An 11,806-nucleotide genomic window follows, 5' to 3' on the forward strand; every position below is an offset into this window, starting at 1 on the left:
GATATTTATTGGCAGTACGAGGGGGCGCTGCATGATCGAGATCCTGAACGCCGACGACGTGCGGCGGGCGCGGGACACCGGCGCCCTGGTCGCCGGGATCCTCCAGACCCTGAAGAGCCGGAGCACGGTCGGCACGAACCTGCTGGAGATCGACGAGTGGGCGCACCAGATGATCATCGAGGCCGGCGCGCAGTCCTGCTACGTCGACTACGAGCCGTCCTTCGGGCGCGGCCCGTTCGGCCACTACATCTGCACGTCGGTCAACGACGCGGTGCTGCACGGGCTGCCGCACGACTATCCGCTGGCCGACGGTGACCTGCTCTCCCTCGACCTCGCGGTCTCTCTCGGCGGGGTGGTCGCCGACTCGGCCGTCAGCTTCGTGGTCGGCGACAGCCGGCCCCCGGAGAGTGTCGCGCTGATCGACGCGACCGAACGCGCGCTGCGCGCCGGGATCGCCGCCGCCGGCCCCGGCGCACGTGTCGGCGACCTCTCGCACGCCATCGGCACGGTGCTCGGCACGGCGGGCTACCAGGTCAACACCGAGTTCGGCGGGCACGGCGTCGGCTCGACGATGCACCAGGATCCGCACGTCTCCAACTCCGGCCGTCCCGGTCGCGGCTACCGGCTGCGTCCCGGGCTGCTGCTGGCCCTGGAACCCTGGGTGATGGCCGACACCGCCACTCTGGTCACCGACGCCGACGGCTGGACGCTGCGCAGCGCCACCGGCTGCCGCACGGCGCACAGCGAGCACACCATCGCCATCACCCCCGACGGTGCGGAGGTGCTCACCCTGCCGCGATGACCCCCGTGTCGGGCCGCGCCGAGGGACGGCACGGCCCGACACGGGCGGCTCACAGCGGCAGTCGACCGGCCCCGGCGAACGGCCCCACCACGAGCGGCACCAGCGGCGCGGGCACCGCCTGCGGCGCACGCAGGGCCGGCGTCCACCCGGCGTCGCCGCCCAGGTCCGGGTCGTGGGTCGCGTTGTACGCGGCCACCAGGTCGACCGGGCGGGGCGGCGCACCGTGCGCGTCCACCCAGTTGCCCCGGGTGGTGACGGCGGTGCCACCCCAGTCGTACAGCAGGTCGCCGGGGGCGATGCCGGCACCGAGGGTGAAGAAGTTGTTCTCCACGTACGCGGCGGACTGCACCCCGACGCCGATCGCGTACGCGAAGTCGTCGCCGGCCAGCCGGTACCAGTTGTTGTAGACGTCGACCTGACCGAAACGGACCCGGGGCAGCCGCTGGAGGACCCGGTCGAACAGGTTGTGGTGCAGCGTCACCTTCAACCGGCCGACGTCCGGCCCGACGGTGTTGGACGAGCCGATCAGCATCAGCTTGTCCCTGCCGACGAACCGGTTGTACGAGGCGGTCACCAGGCTGGCGGTGTGGGTGACGTCCAGCGACCCGTCGTGCACCTGGTACGGCCGGCCGAAGTACACCGGCTGGGCGCTGTCCGGGTTGTCGCCGTCGGTGAACGTGTTGTGGTCGATCCAGACGTGCTCACTGCGGCGTACCGAGATCTGGTCGTACTGGGAGTTCCAGTTGCCGGTCGCGCCGTCGGTGGGCGACCAGGCCGGGAAGCAGTCCCGGGCGTCGTCGAAGGTCAGGTTGCGGACGATCACGTTGCTGGCCCCGTCGATCATCAGGGTCAGCCCGGTGAGGACGGCCCCGTGCCGGCCGACGATGGTGGTGTTGGGGCCGACGTTGATCTGCGTCTGCCGGGTCTGGTTGGCCACCGAGCGCACCCGGGCGGCCTCCAGCGCCCCGGTCGGCGGCACCATGCCCCACACCGCCGGGTCGTACGCGGCCAGGTAGGCCGGCAGGCTGTACTCCGGATCGGCCAGGTCGGCGCAGCCGAGCAGGTGACCGTCGTCGGCGGCGAACCCGTCGACGGTGCCCTCCACGACGATCACCTTCGGGGTGGCGTTGGTCCGGTTGGTGGCGTTGTCGCCGCCCAGCGCGCGGACCAGGTCGGCGCGGCTGCGTACCAGGTGGACCTGGTCCGGGTCGGCCGTCGCCCCGCCGGTGGTGCCGGGTCCGTCCGCCGCCCAGCCGTCGCCGGCCGGCAGGGTCTGCCGGGCCAGTCGCTCGACGGCGCGGGGCACCCCGTCGGCGGCCCGGCCGGGGGCGGCGTGGGCCGGCGAGCCGGAGATCAGGGCGTGGGCCGCCGAGCCCGAGGTCAGCAGGAGGGCGAGGGCGACCAGGGCCGCCCCGGTGGTTCGTGGACGCATGGGACTCTCCGGAAGGTGGTGGTGGATGGTGCGTCAGTCGTCCAGCGCCGCCAGTTCCGTCCGCACCGGCGGCACCGCCCACGGCACGGCCAGCTCCGACAGCAGCGCGCCCTGCCCGGCGGCCCGGCGCAGCAGCGCGTTGATCCCGCGTACCGTCACCACCCGCTCCGGCCCGCTGCCGGTGACCGTGACCAGGTCGCCGTCGAGCAGGGTCGGCTCGGGGGCCTGCCGTACCCGCTCCAGCACGGCGGTGAACGGCGCGGTGCGGGCCAGCGGGGCGATCAGCGGGATGCCGGCCGGGTCGGCGCGGTGGGCGAGCAGGTTCTCCAGCAGCCCCCGCCGCCCCGGCACCTCCCGGGGTTCCGGGTCGCCGGGCAGCAACAGCCGGTCGGTCGGGTACTCCAGCACCGCCCGCCCGGCGGTGCCGGTCACGATCACCTCGCCGGCGACGAAGTCCTCCCCGGCCAGGGTCACCGCCGCCACGATCGGCGGCCCGTCGGGGGTGACGATCCGCAGCGTGGCGGTGTCGTCGACCTCGATCGGCCGGACCCGGTAACGCTCCAGCTCGATGCGCGACGGCCGGACCGGTGCGCCGGTCACCCGCTCGGCCACCGCCAGGCACTGCATCACCGCGTGCGCGAGCGGGTTGGCCAGCGCCCCGTCCAGCACCGGTCGACCGTGCAGGGTACGCCGACCGGCCCACGGGGAGCGGGCGTAGTAGCCGTCCGGCCGTTGCCAGGCGGCGACCGTGCCGATGCCGGTGACGGTGCCCAGCCGGCCCTGCCCGACGGCGGCCGACAGCTCGGCCAGCGCCATCGACCCGAGCGCCTGGAAGCCCACCTGGCAGGCCCGGCCGGTGGCGGTCAGCGCCCCGGCCAGCTCCCGGTGCTCGGCGGTGGACAGCACCGGGGGTTTCTCCAGCAGCAGGTCCGCACCGGCGGCGAGCACGTCCAGGGCGATCGGCAGGTGGGTGTGCGGCGGGGTGCACACGATCACCACGTCCGGCCGGGTGGCGGCGAGCATCTCCCGGTGGTCGGTGTACACGCCGACCCCGGGTGGGACCGGTGCCGCCGGTTCGTCGCGGACCGGTTGGACGTCGACCAGCGCCACCAGCCGCAGTCGCCCGGCCGCGTGCAGCGGGGCGACGGTCCGGCGGTGCCAGCGGCCGTGCCCGTTCGCGCCGACGATCGCCACCCGGGGCACGACGGCGGTCACGCCGCCCCCGCCAGGACCGCGGTGACGCCGTGGGTGCGCAGCGCGCCGAGCCATCCGGCCACGTCGGTGCGGAACCCGTCGTCGTCGGCGAGCGCGGCCGGGAAGACCTCGGACAGGGCGAACAGCGCCCCGACCGAGCCGGCGGGGGTGCCGTCCGCGGCGGCGAGCGCGGCGGTGATCCGCCCGGCCAGCGGGTCGTCCAGCGGCAGCACCGTGCCGTCGTCGGCCCGCCCGTCGAGGAACCGCAGCCAGGCCGCCACGACCAGCGCCGACCAGTACGCCGGACGGTCCTGCGCCCGCAGGTCGGCGGCGGTGTGCAGGACCCGCTGCGGCAGCTTCTGCGAGCCGTCCATGGCCACCTGGAGGGTGCGGTGCCGGATCGCCGGGTTGGCGAACCGGGCCAGCACCTCGTCGCCGTAGTCGGTGACCCGTACCCCGTCGGGCGGGGTGAAGCTGGCGGCCACGTCGTCGGCGACGAACCGGCGCAGCACGTCGGTCAGCCCGGGCAGCGCCAGCGTGTCCGCGATCGTCTCGCAGCCGGCCACCGCCCCCAGGTACGCCACCGCCGAGTGCACGCCGTTGAGGCTGCGCAGCTTCAGCCGCTCCCACGGCCCGGCGTCGGTGGTGAGCACCGCGCCGGCCCGCTCCCACCGCGGCCGGCCGCCGGGGAAGTCGTCCTCGACCACCCACTGGAGGTACGGCTCGGCGGCCACCGCCGCCAGGTCGGCCACGCCCAGCGCGGCGCGGGCGTCGGCCAGCGTCGCGGCGGTGCTGGCCGGGACTATCCGGTCCACCATCGTGCCCGGGAAGCTCACCTGCCCGGTGAGCGAGTCCAGCACCGCGTCCGACGCCCCGGCCAGGGTCAGCGCCTGCCGCACCAGGCTGTGCAGCCGGCTTCCGTTCGCCGGCAGGTTGTCACAGCTGACCAACGCGATCGGCCCCGCCTCGGCGGCGGCGCGGGCGAGCAGCCCGCGCACCAGCAGACCGGGCACGGTGACCGGGGGCCGGTCGGTGGTCAGGTCGAGGGTCAGCTCCGGGTCGGCACGCAACGCCCCGGAGACCGGGTCGAGCTGGTAGGCCTTCTCGGTCACCGTCAGCGTCACCACCCGGATCGCCGGGTCGGCCAGCAGCGCGACCACCGCCGCCGGGTCGCTGGCCGCGTGCCGTACCCCGGCCAGCGCGCCGACCACCCGGGTCGCGGACCGGTCGGCGGCCAGCGTGGTGACGCTGAACAGGGCGTCCTGCGCCGCGAGGGCCTCGACCAGCGCGGTGCTGCGCGGGGCGACGCCGACGATGCCCCAGTCGCCGCCGGCCGCGTCGACCGCCGCCTCGGTGTAGACCGCCTGGTGGGCCCGGTGGAACGCGCCCAGCCCCAGGTGGACGATGCCGGCGGGCACGGTGCCCGGCCGGAGCAGCGGTCGGCTCTGCGCGGGCAGCCGGTGCAGGGTGGCCAGGCCCAGCCGGTCGGTGTCCCCGGTCACCGCCATGCCGGCCCGTCCGGGAAACGGAACCGCGCGATCGACTCGGGACGCATGGCGGCGCTGTAGCCGGGCGCGGTGGGCAGCAGGTACCGGCCGCCCCGGGTGCGGACCGGGTCGACGAAGTGCTCGTGCAGGTGGTCGACGTACTCGACCATCCGTCCGTCCAGGCTGGTGCCGACCCGCAGGTAGTCGAAGATCGCCAGGTGCTGCACGTACTCGCAGAGGCCGACGCCACCGGCGTGCGGGCAGACCGGCACCCCGAACTTCGCCGCCAGCAGGATCTCGGCCAGCACCTCGTTGACCCCGGCGACCCGGCAGGCGTCGATCTGCATCACCCCGATCGCCTCGGCCTGGAGCAACTGCTTGAAGATCACCCGGTTGGCGGCCACCTCGCCGGTGGCGACCCGGCACCGGCCGTCGGTCAGCCCGGTCACCGCGCGGGCGATCCGGGCGTGGCCGAGGATGTCGTCGGCGTGCGTCGGCTCCTCGATCCAGTACGGGTCGACCTCGGCCAGCGCGGTCATGTTGGTGATCGCCTCGTCGACGTCCCACACCTGGTTGGCGTCCATCATCAGCAGCGCGTCCGGGCCGATCTCGGCCCGGATGATCCGCGCCCGGCGCAGGTCGTCGGCGGGCGGGCCGCCGACCTTCATCTTCATCGCCCGCCACCCCTGCGCGTACGCCTCGCGGGTCAGCGCCCGGACCTTGTCGTCCGGGTACCCCAACCACCCCACCGACGTGGTGTACGACGGGAAACCGTCCTGCTCCAGCACGGCGAGCCGGTCCGCCGCACCGACCAGTCCCTTGTCGAGCAGGGTGGCCGCCTCGTCGGGGGTGAGCGCGTCGGTGATGTGGTGGAAGTCGACGTTGGCGACCAGTTCGTCGGTGGACAGCTCGGCGAGGTAGCGCCACATCGGCTTGCCGGCCAGCTTGGCCCGCAGGTCCCAGACCGCGTTGACCAGCGCCCCGGCGGCCATGTGGATGACCCCCTTCTCCGGCCCCAGCCAGCGCAGCTGCACGTCGGCGGTGAGCGAACGCCAGAACGCCACCGGCTCGGCCGCGATCTCGGCGACGGTGCGCCCCCGGACGTGGTGGGCGAGGGCCTCGATCGCCGCGCAGGTGATCTCGTTGCCCCGGCCGTTGGTGAAGGTGAACCCGGCGCCCGTCGGGCCGTCGTCGGTACGCAGCTCGACGTAGCTGGCCGAGTAGTCACCCCGGTTGATCGCGTCGGAGCCGTCGCCGGCCGCCGCGGTGGGGAAGCGGACGTCGTGCACGTCGACGTCGGTGATCCTGGTGCTCATGCGTGCTCTCCGAACCTGAAGACCTTCTTGGGCAGCCGGTACGCCAGGTCGACGACCGTCTCGGCGGCCTCGGCCTCGCTGAGCCGGTGCTCGGCGACGAGGCGGGCGAGGAAGCCGGCGTCGATCCGGCGGGCCACGTCGTGGCGGACCGGGATGGAGCAGAACGCGCGGGTGTCGTCGACGAACCCGGCGGTGTTGTAGAACCCGGCGGACTCGGTGACCGCCTCCCGGAACCGGCGCAGCACCTCCGGGGAGTCCAGGAACCACCAGGGCGCCCCCAGGTAGAGCGCGGCGTAGCCACCGGCCAGCGGGGCCAGTTCCCGGGTGAAGGTGTACTCGTCGAGGGTGTAGAGCACCACCCGCAGCCGTGGGTCGTTGCCGTACGCGTCGAGCAGCGGGGCCAGCGCGTGCACGTACTCGGTGGCGTGCGGGACGTCCCCGCCGACGTCGCGCCCGTGGGTGGCGTACAGCCGGCGGTTGTGGTTGCGGACCGCGCCGGGGTGCAGTTGCAGCACCAGGCCGTCGTCGAGCGACATCCGGGCGAACTCCACCAGCATGTGCGCCCGGAACGCCTCGGCGTCGGCGGCGTCGGCCAGGCCGCGCCGGCCCCTGTCGTAGAGCCGCGCCGCCTCCTCGGCGGGCAGCGCCAGCGTCCGCGCGGTGGGGTGGCCGTGGTCGGAGGAGGTCGCTCCGGCCGCGATGAACGCCGCCCGACGGGCCCGCAGCGCGTCCAGGTAGCCGGCGTACGTGCCGGTGTCCACGCCGGCCACCTCGCCGAGCCGTTCCACGTTGTCGGCCCAGCCGTCGAACTCCATGTCGACGACGTTGTCCGGCCGGAACGTGGTGACCACCCGGCCGCCCGGCCCGCCCCAGCCGTCGGTGGCGAGCTTGGCGTGCCGGCCGAGGTCGTCCAGGGGTGACTCGGTGGTGGCCAGCACCTCGATCCGGAACCGCTCGAACAGTGCCCGGGGCCGGAACGCCGGCTCGGCCAGCCGGGCGGCCAGCTCGTCGTAGACGGCGTCGGCGGTAGCCGGGGTCAGTGCGGTGTCCACCCCGAACACCTCGCTGAAGGTGCGTTCCAGCCACAGCCGGGACGGGGTGCCCCGGAACAGGTGCCAGTGGGCGGCGAAGCGTCGCCAGATCGTCCGGCCGTCGGTCTCCACCGGGCTGCCGTCGACGCTGGGCACGCCCAGCTCGGCCGGGGGGACGCCCTGGCTGAGCAGCATCCGGGTGAGGTAGTGGTCGGGCACGATGAGCAGCCGGGCCGGGTCCGGGAAGGGCTGGTCCTCGGCCAGCAGCGCCGGGTCGACGTGCCCGTGCGGCGAGATGATCGGCTGCGGCCCGGCCAGGGCGTACAGCTCGCGGGCGATCGCCCGGACGCCCGGGTCGGTCGGCAGGAGCAGGTCGGGAGAGGTCGGCACGGCGGAGGACTCCTCGGGTACGGGCGGAGGGCCGGCGGTTCGGGGCGGGGTCGGCGGTGCCGGGCGTGCGGGGCCCGGCCCGGTCAGGGCAGGGTGAGCAGGTCGGCGACGCGGACCGGTTCGCCGGTGTCGAAGGAGCGGTTGGCGGCCAGCCCGGTGAGCAGGGCCAGTGCCCCGTCGCGTGCGGTGGCGGCCCGGCCCAGCGGGTCCGGCTCGCCGCCGAAGATCACCCGGGTCATCCGGACGTCCGCGCCGCCGTGGCCCTGCCGGGTGTAGCCCTGCACCGGAATCCGGGTGGGCGGGGCCCAGAACGGGCGCAGGGTGAGGGTGGCCGCGCCGTTCTCGGCGGCGGCCTCGTCGCCGTGCAGGGCGGCGCCCTTGAGCGCCCCGGCGGCGGCCGGGCTGACGAAGTCGCTCTCGGTGACCTCCAGTTCGAGGCGGCCCCGGCTGCCGTTGACCATCACCCGGTAGCCCTCCCAGGGGGCGTACGCGGTGAGGTGGTAGGTCATCGTCGCGCCGGTGGAGTAGCGGGCCAGCACCGCCATGTCGTCCTCGATGGTGACGCCGGGGGCGAAGACGTTCTGGTCGCGGTGGTAGCCGTCCTCGGCCTCGGCGTCGAGGTACAGCTCCCGCAGCCGGGGGTGTTCGGCCATCCGTAGGGCGAACGGGTCGTCGGCGGCGGCCGGGGCGTCGTGCGCCCGGTCGTAGTCGCGGGCGTAGCCGTGCCGCCGGCCGGTGTCGCCGTAGAAGAACAGCCGGCCGGCGGCGTACACCTCGACCGGGGTGGCGTCGAGCCACCAGTTGACCAGGTCGAAGTGGTGGCTGGCCTTGTGCACCATCAGCCCGCCGGAGCTGGCCTTGTCCCGGTGCCAGCGGCGGAAGTAGTCCGCGCCGTGCCGCACGTCGAGCAGCCACTCGAAGTGCACCGAGCCGATCTCGCCGACCGCGCCGTCGGCGAGCAGCCGGCGGACCTGCTCGTGCAACGGGTTGTAGCGGTAGTTGAAGGCGACGGTGACCCGCCGGCCGGTCTCGGCGACCGCGTCGAGGATCCGTCGGCAGCGGGCCGCGTCGACGGTCATCGGCTTCTCGGTGACCACGTCGCAGCCGGCTCGCAGGGCCGCCACGATGTACTCGTCGTGGGTGACGTCGACGCTGGTCACCAGCACCACGTCGACCCGTTCCTCGGCGAGCATGGTGGCGAAGTCCTCGGCCCGGTAGGTGGGCACGGCCGGGTGGCCCAGCTCGGTCAGCCACCGGTTGTGGGCGTCCATCCGGGTCTGGTTGACGTCGGCGAAGGCGACCAGCCGTGCGGTGTCGGCGTGCTCGGTGACCAGGGCCCGGACGAACATCTCGGCCCGCGCCCCGGTGCCGACCAGGGCGTGTCGACGGCGGTGCGCGGCTGGTGGTGACATCGGGTGGTCCTCCCGGTCGGTGCTGCAAAGGTTTGCAGTGAAGAAACCACGATGATGAAGACGACGTCAACGATCGATGCCAATCCCGCGTCATAGATCCCGTTTCGTGGGCTTAAGGGGGCATGGGGAGAGCCTTCCCGCAATCGATCCGTAACGAACTCCCGTTGACAGTGGAGCAACCGTTTGCATTAATTGGCGGCACCCACGTGACCCCGACCACACCATCGACGAGAGGGCCGCCCGTGCCAGCCACCATCCGCGACGTCGCGCGGGCCTCGGGCGTGCACATCTCCACGGTCTCCCGCACCTTCTCGGCGCCGCACCTGGTCAACCCGGAGACCCGGGTCCGGGTGCTGGCCTGCGCCGAGGACCTCGGCTACCGGCCCAACCGGGCGGCCCGCGCCCTGATCACCGGCCGGACCCACAACATCGGCCTGATCATCGCCGACATCGCCAACCCGTTCTTCCCCCCGCTGATCAAGGCGGCCGAGGGGCAGGCCCGGCACCGCGACTACCACGTCTTCGTGGCCGACACCAACGAGGATCCGGCCGCCGAGGAGGAGCTGGTCCACGCCCTGGCCAAGCAGGTCGACGGGGTGCTGCTGTGCAGTCCCCGGATGAGCAACGCGCTGATCGAGCAGGTCAGCCGCGAGGTCCCGGTGGTGGTGATAAACCGCCAGGTCACCGGGCTGCCCTGCGTGGTGATGGACGTCGGCCAGGGGGCCCGGGCCGCGATCGACCACCTGCTCGGCCTCGGCCACCGGCGGCTCGCCCTGCTCGGCGGCCCGCGCGGCTCCTGGACCAACCAGCAGATGCGCCGGGCGGCCGGGGCCGCCGCCCGCACCGGCGGGGCCGAGCTGACCGTGCTCGGGCCGAACCCGCCCACCGAGACCGGCGGCAGCGCGCTGGCCGAACAGGTCCGCCGCAGCGGCGTCACCGCCGTGCTCGCCTACAACGACCTGATGGCCATCGGGCTGATCGAGGGGCTCGACCACCTCGGCGTCCGGGTGCCGCAGGACGTCAGCGTGATCGGGGTCGACGACATCGCGCTGAGCCGACTCACCCGCCCCAAGTTGACGACGGTGGCCACGCCGACCGCGGCCGCCGGCCGGACGGCCGTCGACATGCTGCTGCAGCACGACTCCGAACCCCGCCCACGCGGCGGGGGACGGGCAGCGGCCGTCGGCGACCGTCGTACCACCGCACAGGTATTGCTCCAGACCGAACTGGTCATTCGCGACTCGACCGGACCTGTACCCGGTCGATCCCGTCCCGGCTCCGTTCCGGATGGCCCGGGCCCGCATCGCCTTGCGGACCCGGGCGGCCCGACCGTGACCACCGGTGGCGTCGTCGCCTCCTAACCCGAGGAGTGAGCGCAGATGCACCCCGCAACGTCCCCCACCGCCGGCACGCCGGCCGAACCGCATCACCGTACCCCCGCACCCCGTCGTCGATTCCTGCGCGGCATGGTCGCCGCCGTCGTCGCCGTACCGCTGATGTTCGGCGCGGCGGCCTGCGGCGACGACGACTCCGCCGGTGACGGCGGCAAGGTCAAGCTCTCCGTCTTCTGGTGGGGCGGTGAGGCGCGGGCCAAGCTCACCGAGGACGCCCTCGCCCTCTACACCAAGAAGCACCCGGACGTGACGTTCGAGAAGACCTGGCAGGCCAACCAGGGCTACTTCGACAAGCTGGCCACCCTGACCGCCGGCGGCAACCCGCCGGACCTGTTCCAGATCGACGACAACTACCTGGCCGAGTACGCCGGCCGCAGCACCGTGCTCGACCTCAAGAGCTACCAGGACTCCGGCAAGCTGGACGTGTCGAAGTTCCCCAAGAGCCTGCTCGAGTACGGCGTCGTCGACGGCAAGCTGGCCGGGGTGGCCGCCGGCGAGAACACCCAGGGCCTGGTCTACAACAAGACCCTGCTGACCAGGAACGGCCTGCCCGAGCCGACCACCGGCCAGAGCTGGGAGGAGCACATCGCCTGGGCCGAGCAGGTGGCCAGGAGGGCCAAGGTCCCCGGCACCCAGGACCCGAGCGCCGACTACAAGGCGTTCTGGATCTGGCTGCGCCAGCAGGGCAAGGACCTCTACAACGGCAAGGACCTCGGGTTCACCGCCGAGGACGTGACCAAGTGGTTCACCCTGTGGAAGGGTGCCCGGGACCGGGGGGCCACCCCCACCGCCGACGTGATCCACGAGGGCAACGCCAGCGACGTGACCAAGCAGCTCGTGGTCACCGGCAAGGCGGCGACCTCCTGGGTCTGGGTCAACCAGATGCCGGACCTGAAGAAGAACACCAAGGACGAGCTGGGCGTGGTCGCCTACCCCGGTGACCCGAGCGCCCAGTGGGCCCGCGCCTCGATGTACTGGTCGGTGTTCAAGGGCAGCAAGCACCGGGACACCGCCGTCGACGTGATCAACTTCCTGGCCAACGACCCGGAGGCGGTGGCGTTGCTCGGCACCGACCGCGGCCTGCCGTCCAACATGGACCTGCGGGCCACGGTCAGCCAGACGGTGACCGACCCGGCGATGAAGCAGTCCATCCAGGTCGAGTCCGAGCTGGCGCAGAAGTTCGGTCAGTCGCCGCAGGTGCCGATCAAGGGGCACAGCAAGGTCAAGTCCGAGCTGGTCAAGGCCGCCGAGAACGTCCAGTACCAGCGGGCCACCCCGGCCCAGGCGGCGGAGCAGTTCGTCGCCGCCTGCAAGTCCGCGATCGCCTGACCGACCGGTCGCGGTCGAC

The 11,806-nt window shown here is 73.4% G+C and carries 9 protein-coding genes; 3 read left to right on the plus strand and 6 right to left on the minus strand.

The window, feature by feature from the left end; genetic code table 11:
- Positions 1-31 precede the first annotated feature (31 nt).
- Complete coding sequence (gene map, locus O7612_RS13830; protein WP_282273641.1) at positions 32-802, plus strand: type I methionyl aminopeptidase; 771 nt, start codon at positions 32-34, stop codon at positions 800-802.
- Positions 803-851: 49 nt separating this feature from the next.
- Here the strand turns inward: map and O7612_RS13835 are convergent, their stop codons facing one another.
- From O7612_RS13835 to O7612_RS13860, 6 genes are all read right to left on the minus strand, one after another.
- Complete coding sequence (locus O7612_RS13835) at positions 852-2,234, minus strand: pectate lyase (RefSeq protein WP_282273642.1); 1,383 nt, start codon at positions 2,232-2,234, stop codon at positions 852-854.
- A 33-nt stretch (positions 2,235-2,267) separates the two neighbouring features.
- Positions 2,268-3,449 (minus strand): Gfo/Idh/MocA family oxidoreductase, encoded by a 1,182-nt coding sequence (locus tag O7612_RS13840; RefSeq protein WP_282273643.1) that lies wholly within the window; start codon positions 3,447-3,449, stop codon positions 2,268-2,270.
- Complete coding sequence (locus tag O7612_RS13845) at positions 3,446-4,936, minus strand: mannitol dehydrogenase family protein (protein WP_282273644.1); 1,491 nt, start codon at positions 4,934-4,936, stop codon at positions 3,446-3,448. The genes O7612_RS13840 and O7612_RS13845 overlap by 4 nt, the downstream gene beginning before the upstream one ends.
- Positions 4,927-6,231 (minus strand): enolase C-terminal domain-like protein, encoded by a 1,305-nt coding sequence (locus tag O7612_RS13850; protein ID WP_282273645.1) that lies wholly within the window; start codon positions 6,229-6,231, stop codon positions 4,927-4,929. The genes O7612_RS13845 and O7612_RS13850 overlap by 10 nt, the downstream gene beginning before the upstream one ends.
- Positions 6,228-7,652, minus strand: a complete 1,425-nt coding sequence (uxaC, locus tag O7612_RS13855; protein ID WP_282273646.1) for a glucuronate isomerase — start codon at positions 7,650-7,652, stop codon at positions 6,228-6,230. Before uxaC ends, O7612_RS13850 begins: the two co-directional genes overlap by 4 nt.
- An 83-nt stretch (positions 7,653-7,735) precedes the next feature.
- On the minus strand, positions 7,736-9,064 hold the full coding sequence (locus O7612_RS13860) for a Gfo/Idh/MocA family oxidoreductase (protein ID WP_282273647.1): 1,329 nt from the start codon (positions 9,062-9,064) through the stop codon (positions 7,736-7,738).
- A 242-nt stretch (positions 9,065-9,306) separates the two neighbouring features.
- Here O7612_RS13860 and O7612_RS13865 point away from each other — a divergent pair, with 242 nt between their 5' ends.
- Together O7612_RS13865 and O7612_RS13870 are read left to right on the plus strand one after the other, a co-directional pair.
- A complete protein-coding gene (locus O7612_RS13865) occupies positions 9,307-10,425 on the plus strand; it encodes a LacI family DNA-binding transcriptional regulator (RefSeq protein WP_282273648.1) in 1,119 nt (372 codons plus the stop codon).
- Between the two features lie 18 nt (positions 10,426-10,443).
- The gene (locus O7612_RS13870; RefSeq protein ID WP_282273649.1) at positions 10,444-11,787 is read left to right on the plus strand and encodes an extracellular solute-binding protein; all 1,344 of its coding nucleotides are present in this window, start codon (positions 10,444-10,446) and stop codon (positions 11,785-11,787) included.
- Positions 11,788-11,806 lie beyond the last annotated feature (19 nt).

Origin of the sequence: Micromonospora sp. WMMD987 (assembly GCF_029581435.1) — a bacterium.
GTDB lineage: Bacteria > Actinomycetota > Actinomycetes > Mycobacteriales > Micromonosporaceae > Micromonospora > Micromonospora rifamycinica.

What these genes read in the sequence shown, in the direction of transcription:
- O7612_RS13845 (WP_282273644.1), bottom strand. Translation starts at nt 4,936, where the DNA reads ATGGCGGTGACCGGGGACACCGACCGGCTGGGCCTGGCCACCCTGCAC.
- O7612_RS13850 (WP_282273645.1), bottom strand. Translation starts at nt 6,231, where the DNA reads ATGAGCACCAGGATCACCGACGTCGACGTGCACGACGTCCGCTTCCCC.
- O7612_RS13835 (WP_282273642.1), bottom strand. Translation starts at nt 2,234, where the DNA reads ATGCGTCCACGAACCACCGGGGCGGCCCTGGTCGCCCTCGCCCTCCTG.
- map (WP_282273641.1), top strand. Translation starts at nt 32, where the DNA reads ATGATCGAGATCCTGAACGCCGACGACGTGCGGCGGGCGCGGGACACC.
- O7612_RS13870 (WP_282273649.1), top strand. Translation starts at nt 10,444, where the DNA reads ATGCACCCCGCAACGTCCCCCACCGCCGGCACGCCGGCCGAACCGCAT.
- O7612_RS13860 (WP_282273647.1), bottom strand. Translation starts at nt 9,064, where the DNA reads ATGTCACCACCAGCCGCGCACCGCCGTCGACACGCCCTGGTCGGCACC.